This window comes from Micromonospora sp. NPDC049139 (assembly GCF_055586845.1).
This window is the reverse complement of sequence record NZ_JBVJHK010000012.1, coordinates 200,042-225,388: the sequence shown is the minus strand read 5'-3', so window position 1 is coordinate 225,388 and position 25,347 is coordinate 200,042. Positions and strand designations below refer to the sequence as shown.

Sequence of the window (25,347 nt, the reverse complement as noted above, 5' to 3'; positions counted from 1 at the left end):
CTGACCGTCGCTGAGATCCGCCGGCTCCTCAACGCCTTCGTCCTCACCGCACCGCTATCACCAGCGCACACCCTGCACTGGTCAACCTGGCGACGAAAATCCCAAGCCCGAGCCCGACGATCCCACTACCAGCGCAGACAGGCAAAGTGACGTTGGAGTATTAGGCGGCGTCTCTTCGAGGGTCTTGACGATGACCGCCTCGACCTGCGCGTCGGTGATCTTCCGCGGCGCACCAGGACGAGCCTCGTCCTGCAACCCCGCCAGTCGCTGCGTGATGAACCGCTTGCGCCACTTACCGACCGTCGGTAGCGACGCCCCGAGTTGCCGTGAGACCTCGCTGTTGGACAAGCCATCCGCACACGCCAACACGATCCGCGCCCGCAACGCCAACGCCTGCGCCGTCTTCCCACGACGAGCCCAGCCCTGCAACACGTCCCGCTCCTCAGCGGTCAACGCCAGCAACGCCAACTTCGGAGCGTTCACCGGGCTGGTGACACGCCGAGTGTCGTCCGTTTGGACGAGGCGGTAGGGGCTCACTCTCGACGGCGGTGATGGTGCTGCTGAGAGCGGGGTACGCGGGTTGGCCGAGCCGGTACGGGCACGGCGGTTGACGCGCCGCAGCCGGCCCGCAGGGAGCGACCTGCAACGCGAGATGCCGGCTCGCGCTCCCCCCGACGCCGACACGGCCGGGGACATCGACTGGCCGGCTCTCGGTCTCCAGAATGGAGTGATGACAGCCGACGCGACCCCGCGACGACATCCGCTTCTGCCCGTCCTCGCCGGTTCCCGAGCCGTCCTCGTCGGCCGGGACACCCCCGACCCCGACGCCGACCATGGCTTCGGCCACGGCTACGAGTCGGCGGTGGAGGCGACCAGGGCGTTGGCCCGCACCCTCGTCTCCCCGAACATCGGTACGCCCTTCCTCGAAGCGCACACCGAACAGCTCGTGCGCGGGGAGTCCCCCGACGCGGTGATCGACGCCGTGCGCCGGGCCGCGGCGGCGGCGTCGGACACGTTGCTGTTCTCCTACGCCGCGACCGGCCCGGAATACTGGGAGACCCCCGAGGGCGCGGAGCAGTGGACCGAGGATCCGGGCAGCCGGCGGTCCGTGCTCAGGAGGGTCGCCGACCTGATGCGGAACAGTGCGGCCACCCGACTCGTCGTCCTGCTGGACTGCGATTCCCCGCAGATCGCCGCGCGGCACTTCACCCTGCCGGACCCACCGGCCGGTCACTGGCACGGCCCACAGTTGTCGCTGCTGGGCGCTGGCCGGGTAATGCTGTTCGGGAGCGAGATCGACCCATTCACGAGCACCCTCACCAGAGCGCTTCAAGCAGGGGTCGACGGCGGTCCCGAGGCCCTGAATCTGGTGGCGCTCGGCAACGCGGTGCGGGCCAAGTTCACCGAGCTGCGGTATCAGGTCGAGAACGAGTACATTCCGGGAGCGAAACAGCTACTCCTCCACGGCGGCTACGAGGTGGCACTCGGCATCAATCGGGCCTTTCCGCCCGATGACCGCGACGTCGCCCTGCGGTACCCGCCGCGCTATCCTGGCGCCTTCTTCGCCCACCCCGACGCCGTGAGTGAATTCGAAGGCTACTGACCCGACGACGCCGGGCCCGGGCGCTCCACCACGTCGGATCGGCGTGGGGCACAGTGGCCCGCCGAGGCCCACGGGCCGGCTGGTGCTCTGACCACGAACGTTGACGGTGTTGGGGTCAGGCTGCGCGAGTGGCGGGTTGGCCCCAGTGTCGTTGTCGTTCGCTGCAGATGCGGGCGCGTTCGCGGCGTTGGGCGGCCAGTACGTCGGGGTGGCGGGCGTTGGCGTTGCGCCAGCGCAGGTAGGCCTGCAGTTTCCGGGTCAACGCGGGGTGGTTCGAGCCGGCGATCACGAAGGTGCGTAGTGGCCCGAACTGGGCTTCGATCGGGTTGGCCCAGGAGGCGTGGGTCGGGGTGAAGCAGAGCTCGACCTTGTTCCGGGCCGCCCACCTGCGGATCTTCGAGCCCTTGTGCGCGGACAGGTTGTCCAGGATCACGTAGATCGGCGCCCCGTCCGGACGCACGGCCCGGATCGACTTGAGCGCGGCGAGGGTGTTCGCGGCGCTCTGACGGCGCCGGACGACGCCCCAGAGCTGGTCGTCACCGACGGAGTAACAACCGTGGAACTGCCGGACCCCGTGCAGCTTGTGGTAGTTCGCGGGCAGCCGGTGCGGGTGCCCGGCCGGCGCCCGCCCGGCCCTGCCTGCGGGCGGACCACCAGGGGCCCGAACTCGTCGAACGCGAACACTCGCTGCGGGAAGTGGCTGCTCACGTACTCGATCCGGGCGAGCTTGGCATCGCGCTGCGGGTCGGTGGACTCCTTCCACGTCTTGGTCCGCTGGAAGGTGATCCGGTGCCGGTGCAGGATCTGCCGCAGCCGTTCCCGGCCCACCCGGACCCGTCGGGTGGGATGCAAGCAGAGGTGGTCGGCGAGTTTGCGGATGCTCCACCGGGTGAACGGCCGCCCCAGCTTCTTGGGGCGGGTGTTGGCCGTTTCGACGATGAACTGCTCTTCGTCAGGACTGATCTGGCGGGGACGGCCACCCGCCCACCGAGGGTCCAGGCTGGCCATTCCCATCTCGTTGAACCGGTGGATGACCTGCCGGATCGTGTCCTCGTCCGCCTGAACGAGGCGAGCGATCGCCGGCACCGTATTCCCGCCGGCAGACGCCAACACGACCATCGCCCGCCGTAACCGAATCGGCGAGCCGGTACCTCTACGAGTGATCTTCAGCAGCTGCTGACCCTCCTGGTCACTGAGCCGCCGTACGCGAACGGGTTCTGCCACCGCCACAGCCTGAGTGCCACCAGACTGCCGGGCCGGCAGGCCAGACGGCGTGTTATCCAACACGGTGAACGTTCGTGGTCACGGCACTAGAGATCGCCCTTGGCGTGAAATGCAGCGATGGGCGGCCGGAGGCGCCATGAGCACGGCGGTCTGCAGGCGACTGGGTCGAACGCAACCCGTGGGGACGGTCGCGGTAGCGGCGGCACACCTGATCACCACCATCCGACCACCCGACCACCAACATCGATGGTAACGATGGCGGCGTCGGCTGAAGTACTAGTCTCGGCGTATGGCGAGGTACTACGACGTGCATCCGGACAATCCCCAGCCCCGGGTCCTCCGCCAGGTCGCCGACCTGATCCGGGACGGCGGGCTGGTCGCCTACCCGACGGACTCGTGTTTCGCGTTCGGCTGCCGGCTGGGCAACCGGGCCGGGCTGGATCGGATCCGGGAGGTCCGGCGACTGGACGAACGGCACCACTTCACGCTGGTGTGCCGGGACTTCGCCCAGCTCGGTCAGTTCGTGCAGGTCAGCAACTCGGTCTTCCGCCTGGTGAAGGCATGCACCCCGGGCAGCTACACCTTCATCCTGCCCGCCACCCGTGAGGTGCCGCGTCGGCTGCTGCATCCCAAGAAACGCACGGTGGGCGTACGCGTCCCCCGGCACACGGTCGCCCAGGCGCTGCTGGCCGAACTCGGCGAGCCGTTGGTGTCGAGCACCCTGATCCTGCCGGACGAGGACGAGCCGATGACCCAGGGGTGGGAAATCAAGGAACGGCTGGACCACGTCCTCGACGCGGTGATCGACGCCGGCGACTGCGGAAAGGAGCCGACGACCGTGGTCGACCTGTCGCAACCCGAGCCGGAGATCCTACGCGAGGGGGCGGGGGACCCGTCCCGCTTCGCGTGAGTTCACCGCCGCCCTGATCGGCGTCCACCTACCCGTCGGCTTTCCCTCCGCGGCGTGCGCGGCCGGCACGACAGCTTGCGCAAATGGAAGGCGCGTCCGGCCTGATCACGATGGCGCTGCTGCGCGTGTCACCGCGCGAGGCCGTGAGACCGCCCTCGTCCACGGTCCGTGACGTTTCGCCGGTCTTGTCATGGGACTGTCATGAGATCGCAGGGTCTCCTCCAAGATTGACACCGAGAGTGATTGCGGCCCGTCGCCGGCGTCAGTGGCGGTCGAGCCCCGGCGAACCGCGCGTACGTTCGCCATTCACGCAAGATCGCCTATGAACCGGAGACACCATTCCGAGTTCCCAGACCGCTGACCAGGTCGGGACAAACCGGAACTGCGGGCCCACCGGCGGGAAACAGCGCCGGAACTGCGGCCTGCGTTCCCGCGAGCCCACGGAGGTCCACAGACCATGGCCGTGCCCGCCACAGGTACGTCAACTGACAACAACACCCCGTTAGGAGAAGCGCCGGTCCAGCCGGGCCGCCGCCCGGGAGACGTCGACCGGACGGTGCTGGGGATCGCCGCCGCGGTGTCCGTGCTTTTCGTCGTGTGGGGCATCGTGGCCACCGACAACCTGGCGTCGGTCACCGGCGCGGCGCTCGACTGGGTGGTCAGGGCGTTCGGCTGGGTCTTCGTGCTGGCCAGCGCCGCCTTCGTCGTGCTGTCGGTCTGGCTGGCGTCCAGCCGGTACGGGCGGATCAAGCTCGGCCGGGACGACGAGAAGCCGGAGTTCTCCACCGTCTCCTGGGTGGCGATGATGTTCAGCGCCGGCATGGGCATCGGCCTGATGTTCTGGGGCGCCGCCGAGCCGCTGTCCCACCTGGGGACCCCGCCGCGCGGTCTCACCGAACCGAACTCCCAGCAGGCCGCCCGCGTGGCCATGGAGTACTCGTTCTTCCACTGGGCGCTGCACCCGTGGGCGATCTACGCGGTGGTGGGTCTGACGCTGGCCTACTTCACCTTCCGTAAGGGCCGGCGCGGCCTGATAAGCAGCGCCTTCTTCCCGCTCATCGGAGAACGGGCCAACCGGGGCCCCGGCAAGGCCATCGACATCTTCGCGATCTTCGCGACGCTGTTCGGATCGGCGGTCTCCCTCGGGCTGGGCGCCCTGCAGATCAACAGCGGCCTGGCGAACCTCTGGGGCGTGCCGAAGTCCACCCCGCTGGCGATCGGGATCATCGCGGTGCTCACCGTGGCGTTCGTGGTGTCCGCCGTGACCGGCGTCAAGCGCGGCATCCAGTTCCTCTCGAACACCAACATGGTGCTCGCGGTGGCGCTGATGTTCTTCCTGCTCGTGGTGGGCCCGACGGTCTTCATCCTCAACAGCCTCACCGCCTCGACCGGCGGCTACCTCAACGACCTCATCCCGATGAGCTTCCGCACCGGCGCCTTCGGGGGCGAGAAGTGGATGGCGGGCTGGACCATCTTCTACTGGGCGTGGTGGATCTCCTGGACCCCGTTCGTCGGCGCGTTCATCGCCCGCATCTCCAGGGGCCGCACCATCCGCCAGTTCGTCCTCGGTGTGGTGGCCATCCCGAGCCTGGTCAGCTTCGCCTGGTTCTCGGTGTTCGGCGGTACCGCCATCGACCTGCAACTCGGCGGCACCGACCTCTCGGCCGCCGTGGCGGAGAGCCCGGAGGCCGCGCTCTTCGCGGTCCTGCGGGAGTTCCCGCTCTTCACCGTCACCGCGATCCTGGTGATGGTGCTGGTGGCCCTCTTCTTCGTCAGCGGGGCCGACGCCGCCTCGGTGGTGATGGGCACGCTCTCCTCGCGCGGCAACCTCGAACCGAGGGCATGGCTGGTCTCCATGTGGGGCATCCTGACCGGCCTGGTGGCCGCCGTGCTGCTGCTCGCCGGTGGCCTGTCCGCCCTGCAGTCGCTGACCATCCTCGCCGCGTTGCCGTTCCTGTTCGTGATGGTCGGCATGGTCGCCGGGCTGCTGCGCGAGCTGCGTCGCGAACCCCTCAGCGCGACGATGGCCCCGGAGATTCGGGCCCTGGTGGCCGCCGCCGCGCGGCCGGAGCACGCGGACCCCGACCGTTCCTGACCCATCACGCGGCCGCGAGCCGTCCCCACACCGGGGCCGGCCCGTGGCTGCGTGGTGCTGGCCGTTTCGGTGGTCGAGCCGCTGTTCACGGGCTTGTCGCGGAGGCCGTTTCCGGGACGAGGGTGGCCTGGCTGCGCTGCGCGACCGGGATGATCAGCGCCGACGCCACCAGCGCGGCGACCGCGATGCCGAGCCAGCCCCAGAAGCCGAACGCGATGACCAGGCCGGACAGCACGGCCGGTCCGATGATGTTCTGCGTGATCACGTGCAGGTCGAACGCGCCCAGGTACTCGCCCTGCGCGTGCTCGGGGGCGAGGCCGAACGCGAGACCCCAACCCGAGGCGGCCTGCATCACCTCGGCCACCGACAGGATCAGCACCGCGGCGACGATCGCGACGGAGACCAGCACCACGTTGTCGTCCAGGGCCGTCACCGCGATCACCGCGCAGCCGCCGGCCAGCCAGTAGCCGGAGCGCCGCGCGAGCCTGCCGGCCCCTTCCACGGTGTCCGCGCCCCGGCTGGCCCGTACCTGGAACAGGATGACGAACACCGTGTTGAAGATGAGCAGCAACGGGATCAGGAAGTGTGGCAGCGAGGTGCGGTTGAGCGCCCACAGCGGCATCGTGACCAGGATGACGGTGACGTGGGAGGCGAGCACCGTCGAGACGCCGATGACGGAGAGGAAGCGCGGGTCGCGTACGGCGGCGAAGCGCTTGAAGCCCACCGGGACGGGACGCGACGGCACGTCGGGCAGGCGGGTGACCAGCAGCGCGGCGCTGGCCATGAGCGCGGCGGTGGTGAGCGGGATCAGCACGAGCAGCCGCTGGTCGAGCGCGGCGACGGCGGCCACCCCGATGCCGATGCTGAAGCCGATGTTGAACACCGACCGCATCATCGCCTTGAGCTTGACCCGTTCCTCGGCGGGCACGAGGTTGCCGACGAGGGCCCCGTTGGTCGGGCCGGTGCCGTACTCGATGAAGCCGACGGCGACCACCAGGGCTAAGAAGTGGATCGCGTTGTCCACCAGGGCGTAGAGCCCGAAGCCCACCGTCAGCGCGGCGAACAGCATGACGAGCAGCCTGCGCGCCCCCACCCGGTCGGCGATCACGCCGAACACGACCGACGAGATGAAGGCGGACAGGCCGGCGGCGGACAGGCCCAGGCCGACCTGCTTGGGGTCGAGGCCGACGCGGAGCGTGAAGTAGACGACACTGCCGCTGAGGAAGACTCCCTTGCCGATCGATTCGGCCAGCCGGATCGCGATCAGTTTCCTGCGTAGCGGGTCGGTCGGCACCAAACGGGATGAAAAATCAATCATTCGTGACAAGGGCATATTCGCACATCCTTGTGTGGTGGAGCGGCCGGCGTCAATCCTCGCCGCGGCGAAGCCGGGCGGGACAGGGCGTTCGGCGGACCGGGGTCGGGACGACTTCCCGGGTGGGCAGGGAACTTTCCCGCTGGACGTCCGGGGCGCGGTGCGCTAGGCGCCTGTCCTGGTCCGGGCGGGCGGTGCGTCCCGGCGTGCGGCGCGGAGGCGGGACCTGCGGGTACATCGTCCCGGCATTCCCGGTCTGTCGCGGGCTGCTCCGTCGGCCGAGAAGGGTACCGGATGGTCGTATTAAATTGATTTCGGAAAATACGTCAGAAGATTGACATGGCTTCCGTCCGACTGACTTCATGTGTTGTTCTGTTCGCCGTCAGTAGATGTTCACGCCGACGCGGAGGTCGGCGCTTCCGCGACGCCTCCGGAAGGGAGGCGTCGCGGGCCGGTTAGGACGGGGTGAGGTGTCGTAATGGTCAGCGTTGGCTCGACCTCGGAACTGGCTCATACGATGAGGCGGAGCCCGGGAAGTGTCGCGGGCGAGGCGAAGCCTCGCACCGTGACGGTGGTGCTGGCCGACGCTCAGCCGGTGGTACGCAGGGGCCTGCATGCCCTGCTGTCCTCCTCGGCTGAGGTCAGCGTGGTCGCCGAGGCGGGGACCACGCGGGAGGCGATGACATGCGCGGCGTCGCTGCGCCCCGACGTGCTCGTGCTCGACATCGAGCTGCCGGGCTTCCAGGTGGGGGTGACGCTGCAGGAGATCGCCCGGATGTCGCCCTCGACCGCCGTGCTGGTCTTCACCGCGGTGGAGGACGAGGGTGCGGTCTTCGCGGCCATGCGGGCGGGTGCGCGGGGCTACGTGCTCAAGAGCTGCCCGGGCGACGGCATCGTGCGGACGATCCGGGGCATCGCGACGGGCGAGGTGATCCTCGGCCCCCGGGTGGCCGACCAACTCATCGGGCAGTTGGGCCGCGAGCCGCGCAACCAGCAACTCTTCCCGGAGCTGACGACGCGTGAGCGGCAGGTGCTGGAACTGATCGCGTCGGGCATGCGCAACGTGGCGATCGCCACGCGGCTGAACCTCTCGCCGAAGACGGTCAGCAACCACATCTCGACCATCTTCAGCAAGCTGAACGTGTCGGACCGGCACGAGGCGATCGAGGTCGCCCGCAAGGCCAGGCTGGAGCGCCCCGGGCCGTACGGGTCGAGTCTCGACACGGTGTCCGGTGGCGGCGTACCGCTGGCGCGTAGGCGTGGCGCCATGTCCCTGCCGGGGGTGGGCGGCTCGGCCGCCTGCGCCGGCGCGCGATCGATGGAGAGGTGAGCGGGATGACCCTGGATCTGGAAGCGATCGCGAGCCGGCTGGAGCCGCGGTTCGGCAAGGCGGCGCACCGCTGGGTCGGCACGCTGCCCCAGCGCCTGGACGAGCTCGTCGCACAGTGGCAGCTCGACCTCGGCGACCGGCTCAAGTCCGGCAACTCTTCGGTGGTGTTCCGGTGCCGCGGCCCGCAGGGCGACGCGGTGCTGAAACTGTCGCCCGACAGCTACGCCGTACGGGAGGAGGTCGACATGCTGCGCCAGTTCGCGCCCAGCGGGCGGGTGCCGGCGGTGCTGGCGGCCGCCAAGGGCGCCGTGCTGCTGGAGTCGATCCACCCGGGCACGCTGGTGGAGAAGATGCCGCAGCCGCCGTCGCCGCGGGAGTACGCCGCGTTCCTCAACGACCTGCACGGCGCCGGGGACCCGGCTGCCGCGCCGCGGCGGCTGGAGGACTGGATCGACGTGCTGTTCAACTCGGCGGTGCGGCGGGGCGCCGACCTCGCCGGGTCGAAGCGGCTGCGCGACGACCTGTTCGCGGTGCCCACCGACACCGTGCTGCTGCACGGCGACCTGCACCTGGGCAACGTGCTCAGCGGCAGCGCGAAGGGTCTGGTCGCCATCGACCCGATGGCCTGCGCCGGCGACCCGTGCTTCGACGCGGTCGACTACGTGCTGGAGGGCCTGGACCGCGCGGAGATGCTGCGCCGGCGCGACGAGCTGGCCGCGGCGGCCGGCATCGACGTGGAACGGCTGGACATGTGGTGCCGGGTGACCGCCCCGATCGGGGCGACGTACGTCAGCAACCCCGGCCACTCCGCGGAGCTGGCCGCCTTCGGGCGTGGCGAATACTAGTCGTCGCTCCGTCGGGCTCGGTGGCGCTTGTCGCGGGGGAACGGTTCACGGTTGGTGGCAGGTGGCGCGGGCTACGCCGACGCCAGGTCTGCTGACCGTGCGGTGGCGGCGGGGCTCACCCGCCGCCACCCTGTCCACCGTCTTCCCCGGCCGGCGTCGCCGGGCCGGACGCGACAGTCGATGTCACGACCGGCCGTCGGCCACCTGCCCTCCGGTCCGCAGGGCGAGGAAGGCATTGACGCTCGACAGTGCTCCGACTAGCGTGCCTCTTCACCGCGGCGTCATCCAGTGATGACACCGGGTCATTCTGGGAGGCAATGTGAGATCAAGAGTCCTGATGGCTTCGCTGGTGGCGGCGGGCTGCACCCTGGTCGCCGTACCGGCTGCGGCGGCACCCGCGTCCACGTCGTCCGCACCGGTCAACGCGGCGTCCGCCGCGCCCGGCGTGCGGCCGGTGCCCGGCGAGTACATCGTCCGGCTGCGCCCGGGCGCCGAACCGCGTGGCATCGCCCGTGCCCTGTCGGTCAACCCGCGGTTCGTCTACGAACGGGCTGTCAACGGCTTCGCCGCCGAGCTGACCGCCGGGCAGGTGCAGGCGCTGCGCCGCGATCCCGCGGTGCTCGCCGTCGAGCAGGACGCCTGGCTCGACGGCGTCGCCGAGGGCACCCAGGCCAACCCGCCGTCCTGGGGCCTGGACCGGGTCGACCAGCGCACGCTGCCGCTGTCCAACAGCTACACCACGACCGCCACCGGCTCCGGCGTGCACGCCTACGTCATCGACTCGGGCATCGACGTGACCCACCCGGACTTCGAGGGCCGGGCGAGCTTCGACTACAACGCCATCGACCGGCGCAACACCGACTGTGACGGGCACGGCACCCACGTCGCCGGCACGATCGGCTCGAAGACGTACGGGGTGGCCAAGGGCGTCCGGCTGCACGCCGTGAAGATCCTCAACTGCCAGGGGTCGGGCAAGACCTCGGCCACCATCGCCGCGATCGACTGGGTGACCGCCAACGCGGCGAAGCCGGCGGTGGCCAACACCTCGTGGAACTGGACCTACTCCGACACGATGGCCGCCGCGATCACCGGGATGATGAACTCCGGTGTCTTCCTGGCCACCTCGGCGGGCAACACCGGCGCGGACTCGTGCGATCGGCTGCCCCGGGCGGTGACCGCCGCGGTGGCCGTCGCCGCGTCGACCAACACCGACGCCCGGGCCAGCTACTCCTCGACCGGCGCCTGCGTCGACCTCTACGCTCCCGGCTCGGCGATCCTGTCGACCCAGCCGAACAACACCACCGCCGTCTTCAACGGCACCTCGATGGCCACCCCGCACGTCGCGGGCATCGCCGCGCTCTACAAGAGCGTGAACGGTGACGCCTCCCAGGCCACCCTGCACAGCTGGCTGGTCGGCAACGCCACCACCGGCGTGGTCCAGGGCGACCTGGCCGGTACGCCCAACCGGCTGGTCTTCACCGGCGGCCTCTGACCGTCCCACAGACGCGTGGGGTGGCCGGCACCTGCCGGCCACCCCACGCGCCGCTCCAGGCCGGGCCCGCACCTCCCGAGCAGTCGAACCGTCCCTCACCACCATCCGCCGGCCGGTCCTGTCGGGACCTGCCTGGCGTGCCCAGCCTGACCGGCCCCCGGTCCGACGGTTGACCCGCCGGACCGGGGGCCGAGTCGTGTCCGGCGACGGCGTGTGGGTGTCCGGCACCCGACCGGGAGGTTTTCCCTGGCGGGGCGGGGAAGGTCGCTCTGCCGGGCGGGACGTCCGGCGGACCACGATCGATGCATGGTTCGTACCGGTCGTGCTTCCTTCGCTCAGGAACGGCTCTATTTCCTCAACCAGCTCCAGCCCGGCAATCCGGCGTACGTGGTGGCCTTCGCGGTCCACCTGCAGGGCGCGCTACAGCCCGAGGCGCTGCGCGGGGCGCTGACTCGCGTCGTCGCCCGGCACGACGCGCTGCGCACCACGTTCGCCCTGGTCGACGGTGTGCTCACCCAGCGGGTGTCGGCCACCCCGCACGCGGACATCGACGTCCAGGCGGGTGGGCGGGCCGACCGGGACACCCAGGAGACCTTCCTGCACGCCCTCGTCGCCGAGCAGGCCCGGCGCCCGTTCCGGCTCGGCGACGGGCCGGTGCTGCGCGCCTTCCTGCGCTCCTGGGGCCCCGACGAGCACACCCTCGCCGTGCTGGTGCACCACATCGCCTGCGACGGCTGGTCGGTGGGCCTGCTGCTGCGCGACCTCGCCGCCGAGTACAACGCCGCGGTGTCCGGCCCGGATGCCGCCGCGTACGCCGAACCGGCGGAGTCCTACCTGGCGTACGCGCGGCGGCAACGCGAGTCCTGGGAGCGCGACAGCTCCGGGCTGGACTTCTGGCGCGCCGAGCTGCGGGACGTCCCGCAGCTCGCGCTGCCCACCGACTTCCCCCGGCCGAGCGTGCTCAGCGCCCGCGGCGCGGTGCTGCGGCGCCCCGTCGAGCCCGAGCTGGTCGAGCGGCTCACCGCGTGGGCCAGGTCGCGGGGCGCGACGCTGTTCGCGGTGACGCTGGCCGCGTACGCCTCGGTGCTGTCGCGGTACGCGCGCCAGGACGAGGTGGTGGTCGGGGTGCCGGTGGCCAACCGGATGGACGAGGCCGAGGAGCGGATCGTCGGCTGCCTCGTCAACACGCTGCCGATCCGGCTCGACGTGTCCGGCCGGCCGGGCTTCGCCGAGCTGGTCGAGCGGGCCCGCCGGGCCAGCATGGCCGCGTTCGCCAACCAGGACGTGCCGTTCGAGCAGATCGTGCGGGCCACCGTGGGGGAGCGGCAGCTCAGCCACGCGCCGCTGTTCCAGACCTCGCTGACGGTGCAGAACTTCCCGTTCGCGTTCCCCGAGTTCGACGGGGTGAAGCTGACCGAGGTCGACGTCGAGGTCGACGTCACCAAGTTCGACCTGGGGCTGACCCTCGACGTGTCCACCGGCGCGCCGTTCGTGCGCGCCGAGTACAGCACCGAGCTGTTCACCCCGGAGACCGTCGCGACGCTGCTCACGCACTACCTGGCCTTCCTCCGGTCGGTCGTCGACGAGCCGGACGCCGAACCGTCCATGGTGGACGAGGCGGAGCGGCTGCTGCTGACCGCCGGGGTGAACCCGCCGATCCCGGAGCAGCCCGTCGACCACCCGTCGGTGCTGCGTCGGTTCGCCGGGCACGTGGCGAACTCCCCGGACGCCGTGGCGGTGCGCCACCGGGACGTGGAGGTCACCTACGCCGAACTGGACCGCTGGGCCGGGCGGATCGCGGCGGGCCTGGCCGACCGGGGCGTGCGGCGCGGCGACCGGGTCGGGCTGCTGCTGCGCCGTTCGCCCGCGGTCATCGCGGCGATCCTCGGCGTCTGGAAGCTCGGCGGCGTCTACGTGCCGCTGGACCCGGAGTATCCGCAGCAGCGCCTCGAACTGATCACGGCCAGCGCCGCCATGCCGATCATGCTGGTGGAGGCCGGCACCGCGGACGCGGCCGCCGCGTTGGCGCGGGGCCGCGACATCCGAATGGCCGACGCGCACACCCTCGACGGGGCGTCCGTGGTCGCCGAGACGTTCCCCGGGCCGGGCGACCAGGCGTACATCATCTACACCTCGGGCTCCACCGGCGTGCCCAAGGGCGTCATCGTCGGCCACGGCGGCCTGGACGCGCTGAACAGCCCCACCCCCGCCGGCCTCGACATCACCGCCGACGACGTGTGGCTGGCCGCCAGCTCGTTCTCGTTCGACGCCTCGGTGTGGGAGATGTGGGGGGCGCTGAGCACCGGCGGCCGGCTCGTCATCGCCGACCAGGCCGACCTGGTGGACCGGGAGCGGCTCGCCGCGTTGGTGCGCCGCGAGGCCGTCACGGTGGTGTTCCAGACCCCGGGGGCGCTCTACCGGCTGCTGCCCCCGTACCTGCGGCTGCTGGGCGCGGACGAGGTCTCCAGCATCCGCTACGTCGTCCTCGGCGGCGAGGCGCTGAGCTGGTCGCGGGTCACGTCGCTGGTCGCCGGCGCGCCGGGCATGCGCGCGGTGTTCGTCAACATGTACGGCATCACCGAGGGCACCATCCACGTCACGATCGTCGAGGTGCCCACCGGCGAGCTGGCCCGGGTCACGGAGGGCGACATCGGTGTGCCGCTGCCGTCGGGGCGCTGCTACGTCCTGGACGAGGACCTGCGGCCGACCGGTGTCAACGTGCCCGGCGAGCTGTACTGCGGCGGCGTGCTCGTCGCGCACGGCTACGTGGACAACCCGGAGCTGACCGAGGCGCGCTTCCTGCCCGATCCGTACGGCGGGGGCGTCATGTACAAGACCGGCGACGTCGTCAAGTGGGGCGTCGACGGGAACATGGTGTACCTCGGCCGCAACGACACCCAGGTGCAGCTGCGCGGCTACCGCGTCGAGCTGGCCGAGGTCGAGGGCGCGTTCCTGACCCACCCGGCGGTACGCTCGTGCGCCGTCGCGGCCGAGAACGACCAACTGGTCGCCTTCGTCGTCGGCGAGGTCGGCCCGGACGCCGAACGCGAGCTGCGTGCCCACGTGCGGGCGATCCTGCCGGCGTACATGGTGCCGTCGCGGATCCTGTCCGTCGCGGCGATCCCGCTCACCGCGCACGGCAAGGTGGACACCGCCCGACTGCTGGCCGACAGCCGCGCCGCGCGCACGGCCGCCGCACCCGCGACGCGCCGCGAGCACACCGCCGGCACCGGGTTGGAGGAGCGGATCCGGGCCGCCTGGGGCGAGGTGCTCGGCCGGGGCGACATCGGGCTGCACGACAACTTCTTCGACCTGGGCGGGCACAGCTTCGCGCTGATCGCGTTGCAGCAGCGGCTGTCCGAGGAGGGCCTGGAGGTCTCCGTGACGGACCTGTTCCGCGCCGGCACGGTCGCCGGCTGCGCCGCGCATCTGCAGCAGGCGGCCCCCGTGGTCGCCGACGCGCACGCCGCGCAGCGCCGCCAGGGCCGCGCCCTGCTCGCCGCCCGCCGGGCCGGGGGAGGCAGCCGTGGCTGAGTTCGACGACAGCGCGGCGGTGGCCGTGGTCGGCATGGCCGTCCGCGTCCCGGGCGCCGAACGCGACCTGGACCTGTTCTGGCACCACGTGGTCAACGGCATCGACGCGGTCACCTTCTTCACCGCCGAGCAGCTCGTCGGCTGGGGCGTGCCCAAGGACCTGGTGGAGCGGCCCGACTTCGTGCCCGCCCGGGCGGTGCTGCGCGACGCGGACTGCTTCGACCACCGGCTGTTCAGCTACTCGCCGTCGGACAGCACGCTGATGGACCCGCAGCAGCGGATCCTGCTGGAGTGCGCGTGGGCCGCGCTGGAGCACGCCGGCCACCCGCCGGTCGCCGCCGACGGCAACCGCATCGGGGTGTACGTCGGCACCGGCCTGAACGTCTACCTGCTCGACAACGTGTGGCCCGACGAGCGTGCCGTCGAGGCGGCCGGCGGCCTGGGGCTGATCATCGGCAGCGACAAGGACTTCGCCAGCACCCGGATCGCGTACAAGCTGAACCTGCAGGGCCCGGCGCTGACGCTGCAGACCGCCTGCTCGACGTCGCTGGTCGCGGTGCACCAGGCGGTGCAGGCCCTGCTGACGTACGACGCCGACCTGGCGCTGGCCGGGGGCGCCACGGTGGCCCCGCCGACCCGGCGCGGGCACCTGCACGAGCCCGGTGGGATCTTCTCCGCCGACGGCCGGTGTCGGGCCTTCGACGCCGCAGCCGACGGCACGGTGCCCGGCGACGGCGCGGGCGTGGTGGTGCTCAAGCGACTCGTCGACGCGCTGCGCGACGGCGACACCGTGCACGCGGTGATCCGCGGCTGCGCGGTCAACAACGACGGCGCCCGCAAGGCGGGCTTCACCGCGCCCGGCCCCACCGGCCAGGCCGGCGTGATCTCGGCAGCGCTGAGCGTGGCCGGCGTCGACCCGGACACCATCGGCCTGGTCGAGACCCACGGCACCGGCACCGCGCTCGGCGACCCGATCGAGGTGGCGGCGCTGCGGCAGGTCTTCGACAGCGACCGGCCCGACCGGGCGCCCTGCGCGCTCGGCGCGGCCAAGTCGGTCGTCGGGCACCTGGACACCGCCGCCGGGGTGATCGGCCTGATCAAGACGGTGCTGGCGCTGAAGCACCGCGTGATCCCGCCGATCGCCCACCTCGCCACGCCCAACCCGGCGGTCCGGCTGGACGGTTCGGTGTTCGAGCTGCCGGCGGCGGCCCGGCCGTGGGCGCCGACCGACGGCGTACGCCGGGCCGGGGTCAGCGCCTTCGGCATCGGGGGCACCAACGCCCACGTCGTGCTGGAGGAGGCCCCGGCCGCCCGGCCCCGGCCGCGCCGCCACGTCACCGAGCTGGTCGTGGTCTCCGCCAAGACCGCCACCGCGGCGCAGGACAGCCTGGACCGCGCCGTCGCGTGGGTGGCCGGGACCGCGCCCGGGGAGCTGGCCGACCTCGCGTACACGCTGCGGACCGGCCGGGCGGAGCTGCCGTGGCGGGCCGCGTTCCTGACCGGAGCGCACGCCTCGCCGCCGACGGTCCGGCAGGTCGTGGCCAAGGCGCGGGCGCGCGGTGTGGCGCTGCACCTCACCGGGGCCGGCGAGCTGACCGGCAACCGGCCCAACTACGACGCCGACCCGGTGTACCGCCAGGTCGTCGACGAGGGCGTGGCGCTACTGCGCGGGCGCGACCTCGACGAGGCCGTCCGGGAGCGCTGCACCCGGCTGCTGGCCTGCGTCGGCCTGGCGCGGTCGCTGCGCAGCCGGGGCGTGGCACCGCGCGCCCTGGCCGGCGTCGGCCTCGGCGCGGTGGCCTGCGCGGTCGTGGCCGGGATCATGTCCGTCGCGGACGCGCTGGCGCTGATCCGCGGCGCCCACGTCGACGGCAGCCGGTTCGGCCCGCCCGACCTGCCCGTCCACACCTCCGGCGGGGAGCCGCTGACCGAGTACGACGACCTCGCGTACTGGCGGGCGCAGGCGGCCGAACCGCCCGCGCCGGCGACGCTGCCCGCCGACCTCGACCAGGTGCTCTGGATCGAGGTCGGCACGAGCGTCACCCCGCACCTGGGCCCGGAGCAGCCCGCGCTGCCCGCCGACCGGCACGCCCGGCTGTTGGCGACCGTCGGCGCGCTGTGGCAACTGGGCGTCGTCGACGCCTGGGACCGCGCGCACGACGCCGGCCGGCGCCGCGTGCCCGCCCCCACCTACCCCTTCGCGGCCACCCGGCACTACCTGGACGCCCCCGCGACCCGACTGGACACAGAGAGGCACCACTGATGCGCGACGTAACCGACCGGACCTGGGTGGCCGAGCTCGAACAGCTGTGGATGGAGGTGCTCGGCGTCGACACCGTCGACGACGAGGACGACTTCTTCGACCTCGGCGGCCACTCGCTCAGCGCGCTGCGGCTGAGCACCCTGATCCGCCAGGAACTCAACCTCGCGGTGATGTTCGGCCACGTGCTGGAGAACCCCCGCTTCGCCGACCTGCGCGACATCGCCGGCCAGGTGCCGCTGGACAGGCCCGTGGCGGAGAGCGTCTGATGGCCGCCCCCGACCTCACCGCCTGGGCGCCGCTCGCCGCGCAGGTGCTCGGCCTCGCCCCGGAACACCTCCGGGACGCCGCGGCCTCCGAGTCGTTCGTCGGCCTGGGCGGCACCTCGCTGCAGGCCATCGCGCTGGTCTCGCTCGGCCAGCGGGAGCTGCGCGCGCACGTGGAGAGCGCCCGGCTGCTGTCGGCGCTGCCGCTGGCGCAGGCACTGGCCGGCGCGGTGGACCACGTGGACACCGCGCCGCCGCCGGCGGCCCAGCGGCCCGCCGAGCTGGAGCTGCTGCCCGGCCAGCGGTCCATGCTGGCCGCGCACCTGCTCGACCAGGACGCGCCGTACCACCTGATGTTCACCCTCGAGGCGGACGGGCCGCTCGACGCGGCCCGGACCCGCGCGGCGCTGCGCGAGCTGACGACCCGCCACGAGGCGCTGCGCACCCGCTTCGTCCGCGACCCACGCCAGGCCCGGATCGTGCTGCCCGCGCCGTACGAGCCCCGGCTGCTGCACCAGACGCTGCCCGGCGACGACCCGGTACGCGCCGTGCACGACCTCTACGGCCGGTCGGCCGCGCAGTTGCTGCGCCCCTTCGAGCAGCCGCCGGTCGTCTTCGTGCTGACCCGTGCCGGGCAGCGGGACCTGCTCACCATGCTGGTGCACCACACGATCAGCGACGGCTGGAGCATCGGGGTGCTCTGGCGCGAGTTCGCCGAGCTCTACGCCGGCGCCGGTCCGGCGGGCCCCGCGCCGTCGCCCGACTGGATCGGTTCGCGGCTCGCCGCGCGGGAGAAGGCCGGGGCGGTGGACGAGGCGCTGGCCCGGATCGCGGACCGGCTGGACGGCGCGCCCCGGACGGTGGCGCTGCCCACCGACCTGCCGCCCGTCGTCGAGGCCGACGGACGCGGCGCGCGCCTGCACTTCCACCTCGACGCCGAGGCGGCGCGGGCCGCGACCGAACTGGCCCGGCACTGCCGGGTGACGGTGACATCGGTGGCCATGGCGGCGTGGGCGCTGGCCGCGTCCCGCCGCGCCGGCCTGACCGACCTGGTGCTCGGGGTGCCGGCGGCGGGCCGGTTCGAGGCGGGCATGGACGCCGTCGTGGGCCTGTGCACCCGGGCCGTCCCGGTGCGCTGCGCCGCGCCCGACGACGCCAGCGTGCGCGACCACGTACGCGGCGTGGCCGGCGCGATGGCCGAGGCGGCCGCCGACGCCGACGTGCCGTTCGAACGGGTCGTCTCCGGGCTCGGCGTCACCACCGACCCGGGCCGCAACCCGCTCGCGCAGCTCGGCTTCGCCGCCCACCACGAGCTGGTACCCGACGAACTGGTCGCGGGCGGGCGCACCTGGCGGGTGCACGAGGGCCACTGCCACGGCGCGGTCTTCGACGCGCTGCTCTACCTCCAGTCGTGGTCCGACCGCCCCCGCTTCGCCCTGGAGTACGCCACGTCGGCGCTCACCGCCGCCGACGCCGGGGAGCTGGCCGAGTCGTTCCAGGCGGCGCTGCGGCAGATGGCCGCCGACCCGGACGCGGCCCTGCGCGATCTCACGACCCTGTCGGCGGGGCAGCACGCCCGGCTGCGGTCGCTGGGCGCGGGCGGGCCGCACGACACCGCCGACGACGTGTGGAGCCGGTTCGCGGCCCACGCGGAGGTTGCGGGCGAGCGGATCGCGCTGGTCGACCCGCACGCCGGGCTCACGCTGACCTACCGCGAACTGCACGACCACGCGGTCGCGCAGGCGCGGCTGCTGCACGTGCACGGCGTGCGCGCCGGCGACGCGGTGATCCTGGAGGTGCCGCGCTCGGCGGCCGAGGCGGTCGCGGTGCTGGGCGTGCTGCGGCTGGGCGCGCACTACGTCGCGGTCGACCAGCACGCCACCGGCGAGTGGCGGGCGCACCTGGCCGCAGCCGTCGCGCCGCGGGCCCGCCTCGGCGCGGGCGCGCCCGGCCCGGAGTGGTCGGGCGCGGCCGACTGCCCACTCGCCCGTCTGGACGCCTTGGCGCAGCCGGGAGAGGGCCCGGTCGAGGCGCGCGGGGGTGCGCCGGGCCGGGCCAACTCGGCGCCGGCCGGCCCCGCGCGGTCCGACGACGGCCCGGTCGAGGCGGCGCCGGCCGACCCGGCGCGGACCGCGTACGTCTCCTTCACCTCGGGCTCCACGGGCGTGCCCAAGGGTGTGGTCGTGCCGCACCGGGCCGTGCTGCGGCTGGCCGACGACCCGCGGCTGTTCGCCGACCGGGCGGGCATGCGGATGATGCGGCTGTCCCCGCTGGCGTTCGACGCGTCCACGCTGGAGCTGCTGGTGCCGCTCGCCAACGGCGACACCGTGGTCGTGTTCCCACCCGGCGAACCGACGCCGAGCGGCCTGGCCGAGTTCCTGCCCACCGCCGGGATCACCCACGCCTGGCTCACCTCGGGCGTGTTCCACCTGGTCGCCGACCACCGCCCGGACGCGTTCGCCGGGCTGCGGCAGCTGTTCACCGGCGGCGGCGTGGTCTCCCCGGCGCACGTGCGCCGGGTGCTGCGGGCCTGCCCGGGGCTGCGGCTCACCAACGGCTACGGCCCCACCGAGAACACCACGTTCACCACGACGTACTCGGTCGAGCACGCCGACGCGACGCCCGACCCGCTGCCGATCGGTGCGGCGGTGCACGGCACCGACCTGTACGTCGTCGACCCGTCGGGGCGCCTCGTGCCGCCGGGCGCGATCGGCGAACTGTGGGCGGCGGGCGGCGGGCTCGCCGACGGCTACCTCAACGACCCCGTGCGCACCGACGCGTCCTTCGTGCGGCACGCGGGCCTGGGAGTGCGCCTGTACTGCACCGGGGACCTGGTGCGCTGGGGCACGGACGGCCAGCTGCGCTTCCTGGGCCGCAACGACCGCCAGGTGAAGATCGCCGGGCACCGGGTGGAGCTGGTCGACGTCGAGCGCCGGCTGCGCGCGCGGCCCGGGGTGCGGGACGCGGTGGTGTTCACCACCGGCGACCCGGTGACGGGCGTACGCCTGTGCGCCGCGTTGAAGCCCGCGCCCGAGGGCCTTGTCGTGGCCGACGTGCGCCGTGCGGTGGAGGCCGAGCTGGCCCCGTACGCCCGACCGCAGCAGTGGGTGACCGTGGCCGAGTTCCCGCTCGACCGCAACGGCAAGGTTGACCTCCGTGCCCTGGGCGCGCTGGCCGCGGTGCCGCAGCCCGCCGCCGCGGCGTCCGCCGTTGCCGCAGTGCCCGCCGCCGCGACGGCGAGCGACCAGGCGACCGCTGCCGCGACGGCCGGACAGCCGGCGCGGGTTCCCGCCCAGCGCTCCGCGTCGCTCGCCGAGTTCGAGGAGCTGGTGACGGGGGCCTGGGTGGAGGCGCTGGGCACCGACGACTTCGACGTCGACGAGGCGTTCTTCGACGTCGGCGGGGAGTCGCTGCGGCTCGCCATCGTGCGCCGGCTGCTCCAGGAGCGGCTGGCCGGCCGGACCGTCGCGCTGACCGACCTCTACCGCTTCCCGACCGTCCAGACGCTGGCCCGGCATCTGCACGCACAGACCGAAGGAGCAGGCGCATCATTATGAACGGCGACATCGCGATCGTAGGCATGGCGGGCCGGTTCCCCGGCGCCGCCGACGTCTGGGAGTACTGGTCCAACGTGGCCGCCGGGAAGATCACGATCAGCGAGCTGACCCGCGGCGAGCTGCTGGCCGCCGGCGTGCCCGCCGACCGGCTCGACGACCCGGCGTACGTGCCGGCGCGCGGCGTGCTGGCCGAGGCGGACCTGTTCGACGCCGCCTTCTTCGGCATCACGCCGCGGGAGGCCGAGACCATGGATCCGCAGCACCGGCTGCTGATGCAGACGGCGTGGGCCACGCTGGAGTCGGCCGGCCTGGCCACCCGGGAGCCCTTCGGCCGGGTCGGCGTGTTCGCCGGGGCCGGCTTCAACTACTACGCGCTGCACCACGTGTTCGCGCAGCCCGGCCTGGTCGAGACCCAGGGGCTGCTGTCGGTGGTGCTGGGCAACGAGAAGGACCACCTGGCCGCGAAGGTCGCGTACCGGCTGGACCTGGGCGGCCCCGCGGTCACCGTGCAGACCGCCTGCTCGACGTCGCTGGTGGCGGTGCACCTGGCGTGCCAGAGCCTGCGCACCGGCGACTCGGACGTCGCGCTCGCCGGCGGCGCCTGCGTGGCCGTGCCGCAGCAGGCCGGCTACCTCTACGAGACGAAGGGAATCATGTCGCCCGACGGCACGTGCCGGCCCTTCGACGCCTCGGCCGACGGGACCGTCCCCGGCAACGGCGTCGCCATGGTGGCGCTCAAACGCGCCGAGGACGCCCGCCGCGACGGGGACACCGTGTACGCCCTGATCAAGGGCTCGGCGGTGAACAACGACGGCGGCATGAAGGTCGGCTACACCGCGCCCGGCATCGCCGGACAGATCGACGTGCTGACGCGCGCGTACGCCGCCGCCGGCGTCGACCCCGCGACCGTCGGCTACCTCGAGGCGCATGGCACCGCCACCGAGGTCGGCGACGCGATCGAGCTGGCGGCGTTGACCGAGGTGTTCCGGCGCGGCGAGCAGCCGTGCTCGATCGGCTCGGTCAAGGCCAACGTCGGCCACCTCGACGCGGCCGCCGGCGTCGCCGGGCTCATCAAGGCCGCGCTGGCGCTGCACTTCCGGCAGATCCCGCCGCTGGCCGGCCTCAAGCAGGCCCGCCCCGAGCTGCTCGACGGGTCGTCCCCGTTCACCGTGGACAGCGTGGCCCGGCAGTGGGACTCCGCCGGAGGCCCGCGCCGGGCGGCGGTCAGCTCCTTCGGCCTGGGCGGCACCAACGCCCACGTGGTGCTGGAGGAGGCCGACGGGCCGGTCGCGCCCGGTCCCGTCGTGGTCGACGGTCGCACCGAGCTGATCGTGCTGTCCGGGCGCAGCCCGGAGGCGGTCCGCGAGGCCGCCGAGCAGCTCGGCGAGCACCTGCGGCAACGCCCCGATCTGGCCGTCGGCGATGTCGCGCTGACGTCGCAGACGTACCGCAGGCACTTCCCACACCGGCTCGCGGTCGCCGCGCGGGACGTCACCGCGGCGCTGACCCGGCTGCCCAAGGCGCCGGTCCGCGAGGCGGCGCGCCGGCCCAGCGTGGTGTTCCTGTTCCCCGGCCAGGGTGCGGAGTTCCCCGCCATGTCGCGGGGCCTCTACGACCGCCACCCGTCCTTCCGCGCCGACCTCGACCACGGGGCGGCGCTGCTGGCCCCGGTCCTGGGGCTGGACCTGCGCGACGTGCTGGTCGACGACGACCCGCACGGAATCGTGCACCGCACCGACGTCACCCAGCCCGCGCTGGCGCTGCACGAACTCGCCCTCGGCAAACTGCTGGTGTCGTGGGGCGTCCGCCCGGCGGCGTTGATCGGCCACTCGATCGGCGAGTTCGCCGCCGCGGCGCTGGCCGGCGAGATGGCCGCCGACGAGATGCTGCGCCTGGTCGCGACCCGCGGCAGGCTGATGCAGGACGCGCCCGAGGGCGGCATGCTGGCCGTGCTCGCGCCGCCGTCCACCGTCGAGGAGCACCTGGCGGGCCTGGACGGCCTCGACGTGGCCGCGTACAACGCCCCCGAGTTCACCGTGCTGGCCGGGCCGGTGGCGCAGCTCGCCGAGCTGCGGGAGCGCCTGGCCACGGCCGAGGTGCACTGCCGGGCGATGCCCGCGCAGCGCGCCTTCCACTCGCGGATGATGGCCGACGCGGCACGACTGCTCGGCACCGAGGCGGACCGCATCGCCCAGCGACCCCGCACCGTCCCGGTCGTCAGCAGCATCGACGGCGTACTGCTCGGCAGGGGGCTGCCCCGTGCCGAGGGCTACTGGGCCGCGCAGCTGCGCAGCCCGGTGCGCTACCACGACGCGCTGCTGACCGCGCTGGACCTGCCCGACCCGGTCCTGGTCGAGGTCGGGCCGGGCACCGCCCTGACCGGCATGGCCCGGCAGACGACGCAGGACCGGGGGCGGGTGCCCACGTTCGCCCTGCAACCCCGGCCGAGGGCGCAGGTCGACGCCGGTGACGTGCTCGCCGGACTCGGCGGGCTGTGGACCGCCGGGGCGGCCGTGGACTGGACCGCGGTGCGGGGTGAGAGCAGCGCACGGCGGGTCGCGCTGCCCACGTACCCGTTCGCCCGCACCCGACACTGGCTCGACCCCGTACCGGCGGCGCCGGCCGCCGGCATCGCGGAACCGGAGCAGGCCTCCGTCGGCGCCGGCGAGACCGAGGTGGTGGACGAGATCATGGAGCTGTGGGGCAGGATGCTCGGCACTCCCGACATTGACCCGGACGCGAACTTCTTCGTGCTGGGTGGTGAATCGCTGCTGTTCATCCGCATGATCACGCAGGTGCAGCGCAGGTTCGGGGTGCGTATCCCGGTCGAGGTGCTCTCCGCCGACCCCACGCCGCGCACGCTGGCCGGGCTGGTGACGATATGAGCGGCCACGACGATCTGGACCTGGTCGCGGCGGTGGCGGCCGTGCTCTGCCACCGCCTTTCGGCCGCGACGTCGGTCGCCGTGCACGGCCCGCGGGGCGACGTCCTGGTGCGCGTCTCCCCGGACAGCACCCTGACCCAGGTACGCGCGCAGACGCCCAGTCGGCAGCAGGGGTCGGCGTCCGCGGACGTCGTGCTGGCAGAGCCCACCACGGGTGGCCCCGGGGTGCCGGCGGTCCTGGCCGGGGTGCCGGTCCGGTTCGCCCGGCATCACGGCGATCCCACGTACCTGCAGGAGCGCCTGGACACCCTGCACGCCTGGCTCGCCGCCCATCCGGACCGGCCGGTCCGGGAGGCCGCGCTGGTCGGCCCGGCGGAGCGCGCGACGCTGCTCGGCTTCAACCCCGCGCCGGTCCCCGCGCCCCGCACGCCGGTGCACGAGACGATCTGCCGCCAGGCGGCGCTCACCCCGGACGCCGTCGCGCTGCGCGGCGGCGGACGGGACCGCACCTACCGCGAGTTCCTGGACGAGGCGGCGACGCTGGCCGGGCGGCTGCGCGCCGAGGGTGTGGGACCCGGGTCGGTCGTCGGGCTGTGCACCGAGCGGAGCCCCGAGATGGTGGTCGCGGTGCTCGGCGTCCTGCTGGCGGGCGCGGCGTACCTGCCGCTGGATCCGTCCCACCCGCGCCCCCGGCTGGACCTCATGCTCCGCGCGGCCGACGCCGCGCTGGTGCTGGCCGACGACCCGGGGCGGGCCGCGCTGGGCTCCGGCGGCGAGCCGTCCGTGCCCGTACGGCCGCTGACGGGCGGTGACCTGCCCGCCGCGCCGGTCGACTGGCGCGGCTACCGGGCCCCCGAGGAGGTGGTGCGGGGTCTGTCGTACGTCATCTTCACCTCCGGCTCGACGGGGGCGCCCAAGGGCGTGCAGATGACGCACCTGTCGCTGGCCAACCGGCTGGTGTGGATGCAGGACGAGTACCGCATCGGCCCCGGCGACGTGGTGCTGCAGAAGACGCCGTACACCTTCGACGTGTCGGTGTGGGAGCTGCTGTGGGCGTTCATGGCCGGCGCGACACTGGTCACGGCCGAGGCGCAGGCGCACCGCGACCCGCAGGAGATGGTCGACGTCATCGCCCGCGAGTCGGTGACCACGGTGCACTTCGTGCCCTCCATGCTCGCCCTCTTCGTCGAGGAGGCCGGCCTGGGCCGCTGCACCGGACTGCGCCGGGTCGTCTGCAGCGGGGAGGCGCTGCCGCCGAAGCTGGTCAACAAGCTCACCACCGTCCTGCAGCAGGTCGAGGTGCACAACCTGTACGGGCCCACCGAGGCCGCCATCGACGTCACCGCCTGGCCGTGCCGCCGGCCCGAACCGGACGACACCGTCCCCATCGGCCGGCCGATCACGAACGTCGCCGCGTACGTCCTCGACGAGCGCGGCGCGCTCGCCCCGCTGGGCCAGCCCGGGGAACTGGTCCTCGGCGGGGACTGCCTGGCCCGGGGGTACGCCGGGCGGCCCGACCTGACCGCGGAGCGGTTCGTCGAGACGGATGTCGCCGGCCGGCCGCAGCGGGTGTACCGCACCGGCGACCTGGCCTGGTGGTCAACGGACGGGCACCTGCACTACGGCGGGCGCATCGACACCCAGGTGAAGGTCCGCGGGCAGCGGGTGGAGCTCGGCGAGATCGAGTCGGTGCTCAACCGGCACCCGCTCGTCGCCAACAGCGTCGTGCTGCTGCGCGACGACCTGGGCGCCGCGGCGACCCTCGTGGCGTACGTGGTGACCGAACGCGACGCCGACCCGCAGCGGGTGGCCGAACGCGCGCTGCGCGCCTTCATGGCGCAGCAGCTGCCCGACTACATGGTGCCCCTGCGGTACGTGGTCCTGCCGGAGCTGCCCGCGACCGCGAACGGCAAGGTCGACCGGCGTGCCCTGCCCGCCCCGCCGGCCCGGGTCCGCCGGCGCGTCGCGACCGCCGACGTCGCCGCCGAACTGTCGAACGTCGGGAGTCCATGACCGAGGCACGTACCGCCAC

Annotated in this window: 14 protein-coding genes and 2 pseudogenes; 13 read left to right on the top strand and 3 right to left on the bottom strand. The window is 73.1% G+C overall.

Annotated features, from left to right (window positions below; translation table 11 throughout):
• A pseudogene (locus tag ACZ6Q9_RS21180) lies at positions 1–150 on the top strand (IS701 family transposase); the annotation flags it as partial.
• On the opposite strand, the gene ACZ6Q9_RS21175 reads toward ACZ6Q9_RS21180, so the two are convergent.
• Positions 82–468: a transposase gene (locus tag ACZ6Q9_RS21175; RefSeq protein ID WP_396829456.1), complete on the bottom strand. Its 387-nt coding sequence runs from the start codon at positions 466–468 to the stop codon at positions 82–84. The pseudogene ACZ6Q9_RS21180 and the gene ACZ6Q9_RS21175 overlap by 69 nt on opposite strands.
• 262 nt (positions 469–730) lie before the next feature.
• Between ACZ6Q9_RS21175 and ACZ6Q9_RS21170 the strand changes: the two genes are divergently transcribed.
• Positions 731–1,603, top strand: a complete 873-nt coding sequence (locus ACZ6Q9_RS21170) for a hypothetical protein (RefSeq protein ID WP_396829455.1) — start codon at positions 731–733, stop codon at positions 1,601–1,603.
• 115 nt (positions 1,604–1,718) lie between these two features.
• Here ACZ6Q9_RS21170 and ACZ6Q9_RS21165 read toward each other — a convergent pair.
• A pseudogene (locus ACZ6Q9_RS21165) lies at positions 1,719–2,827 on the bottom strand (IS630 family transposase).
• A 289-nt stretch (positions 2,828–3,116) separates the two neighbouring features.
• Here ACZ6Q9_RS21165 and ACZ6Q9_RS21160 point away from each other — a divergent pair.
• Both ACZ6Q9_RS21160 and ACZ6Q9_RS21155 read left to right on the top strand, forming a co-directional pair.
• Positions 3,117–3,737 carry an L-threonylcarbamoyladenylate synthase gene (locus tag ACZ6Q9_RS21160; protein ID WP_393262589.1) on the top strand — a complete coding sequence of 207 codons (621 nt, stop codon included), beginning with the start codon at positions 3,117–3,119 and terminating at the stop codon, positions 3,735–3,737.
• A gap of 457 nt (positions 3,738–4,194) precedes the next feature.
• The gene (locus tag ACZ6Q9_RS21155) at positions 4,195–5,832 is read left to right on the top strand and encodes a BCCT family transporter (RefSeq protein WP_396829454.1); all 1,638 of its coding nucleotides are present in this window, start codon (positions 4,195–4,197) and stop codon (positions 5,830–5,832) included.
• Between the two features lie 85 nt (positions 5,833–5,917).
• On the opposite strand, the gene ACZ6Q9_RS21150 is transcribed toward ACZ6Q9_RS21155, so the two are convergent.
• Entirely contained in the window at positions 5,918–7,165 is a 1,248-nt protein-coding gene (locus ACZ6Q9_RS21150; protein ID WP_396829453.1) for an MFS transporter, read from the bottom strand.
• Between the two features lie 547 nt (positions 7,166–7,712).
• On the opposite strand from ACZ6Q9_RS21150, the gene ACZ6Q9_RS21145 reads away from it, so the two are divergent.
• From ACZ6Q9_RS21145 to ACZ6Q9_RS21105, 9 genes are all read left to right on the top strand, one after another.
• A complete protein-coding gene (locus ACZ6Q9_RS21145) occupies positions 7,713–8,477 on the top strand; it encodes a LuxR C-terminal-related transcriptional regulator (RefSeq protein WP_393449358.1) in 765 nt (254 codons plus the stop codon).
• A gap of 5 nt (positions 8,478–8,482) precedes the next feature.
• Positions 8,483–9,322 (top strand): aminoglycoside phosphotransferase family protein, encoded by an 840-nt coding sequence (locus tag ACZ6Q9_RS21140; RefSeq protein ID WP_396829452.1) that lies wholly within the window; start codon positions 8,483–8,485, stop codon positions 9,320–9,322.
• Positions 9,323–9,659: 337 nt separating this feature from the next.
• Complete coding sequence (locus tag ACZ6Q9_RS21135; RefSeq protein ID WP_393262577.1) at positions 9,660–10,814, top strand: S8 family peptidase; 1,155 nt, start codon at positions 9,660–9,662, stop codon at positions 10,812–10,814.
• Positions 10,815–11,120: 306 nt separating this feature from the next.
• On the top strand, positions 11,121–14,348 hold the full coding sequence (locus tag ACZ6Q9_RS21130) for an amino acid adenylation domain-containing protein (RefSeq protein WP_396829451.1): 3,228 nt from the start codon (positions 11,121–11,123) through the stop codon (positions 14,346–14,348).
• On the top strand, positions 14,341–16,611 hold the full coding sequence (locus ACZ6Q9_RS21125) for a beta-ketoacyl synthase N-terminal-like domain-containing protein (protein WP_393449367.1): 2,271 nt from the start codon (positions 14,341–14,343) through the stop codon (positions 16,609–16,611). The genes ACZ6Q9_RS21130 and ACZ6Q9_RS21125 overlap by 8 nt, the downstream gene beginning before the upstream one ends.
• Complete coding sequence (locus ACZ6Q9_RS21120; RefSeq protein WP_350704528.1) at positions 16,611–16,877, top strand: phosphopantetheine-binding protein; 267 nt, start codon at positions 16,611–16,613, stop codon at positions 16,875–16,877. Before ACZ6Q9_RS21125 ends, ACZ6Q9_RS21120 begins: the two co-directional genes overlap by 1 nt.
• Complete coding sequence (locus ACZ6Q9_RS21115) at positions 16,877–20,431, top strand: amino acid adenylation domain-containing protein (protein ID WP_396829450.1); 3,555 nt, start codon at positions 16,877–16,879, stop codon at positions 20,429–20,431. Before ACZ6Q9_RS21120 ends, ACZ6Q9_RS21115 begins: the two co-directional genes overlap by 1 nt.
• Entirely contained in the window at positions 20,428–23,316 is a 2,889-nt protein-coding gene (locus tag ACZ6Q9_RS21110; RefSeq protein WP_396829449.1) for a type I polyketide synthase, read from the top strand. The genes ACZ6Q9_RS21115 and ACZ6Q9_RS21110 overlap by 4 nt, the downstream gene beginning before the upstream one ends.
• The gene (locus tag ACZ6Q9_RS21105; protein WP_393449376.1) at positions 23,313–25,328 is read left to right on the top strand and encodes an amino acid adenylation domain-containing protein; all 2,016 of its coding nucleotides are present in this window, start codon (positions 23,313–23,315) and stop codon (positions 25,326–25,328) included. Before ACZ6Q9_RS21110 ends, ACZ6Q9_RS21105 begins: the two co-directional genes overlap by 4 nt.
• The last annotated feature ends 19 nt before the right edge of the window (positions 25,329–25,347 follow it).

Bases quoted from the DNA above. Each gene is read 5' to 3' on its own strand.
- ACZ6Q9_RS21170 (WP_396829455.1), top strand. From the start codon at position 731: ATGACAGCCGACGCGACCCCGCGACGACATCCGCTTCTGCCCGTCCTC.
- ACZ6Q9_RS21160 (WP_393262589.1), top strand. From the start codon at position 3,117: ATGGCGAGGTACTACGACGTGCATCCGGACAATCCCCAGCCCCGGGTC.
- ACZ6Q9_RS21155 (WP_396829454.1), top strand. From the start codon at position 4,195: ATGGCCGTGCCCGCCACAGGTACGTCAACTGACAACAACACCCCGTTA.
- ACZ6Q9_RS21150 (WP_396829453.1), bottom strand. From the start codon at position 7,165: ATGCCCTTGTCACGAATGATTGATTTTTCATCCCGTTTGGTGCCGACC.
- ACZ6Q9_RS21140 (WP_396829452.1), top strand. From the start codon at position 8,483: ATGACCCTGGATCTGGAAGCGATCGCGAGCCGGCTGGAGCCGCGGTTC.
- ACZ6Q9_RS21135 (WP_393262577.1), top strand. From the start codon at position 9,660: ATGGCTTCGCTGGTGGCGGCGGGCTGCACCCTGGTCGCCGTACCGGCT.
- ACZ6Q9_RS21130 (WP_396829451.1), top strand. From the start codon at position 11,121: ATGGTTCGTACCGGTCGTGCTTCCTTCGCTCAGGAACGGCTCTATTTC.
- ACZ6Q9_RS21120 (WP_350704528.1), top strand. From the start codon at position 16,611: ATGCGCGACGTAACCGACCGGACCTGGGTGGCCGAGCTCGAACAGCTG.
- ACZ6Q9_RS21115 (WP_396829450.1), top strand. From the start codon at position 16,877: ATGGCCGCCCCCGACCTCACCGCCTGGGCGCCGCTCGCCGCGCAGGTG.
- ACZ6Q9_RS21110 (WP_396829449.1), top strand. From the start codon at position 20,428: ATGAACGGCGACATCGCGATCGTAGGCATGGCGGGCCGGTTCCCCGGC.
- ACZ6Q9_RS21105 (WP_393449376.1), top strand. From the start codon at position 23,313: ATGAGCGGCCACGACGATCTGGACCTGGTCGCGGCGGTGGCGGCCGTG.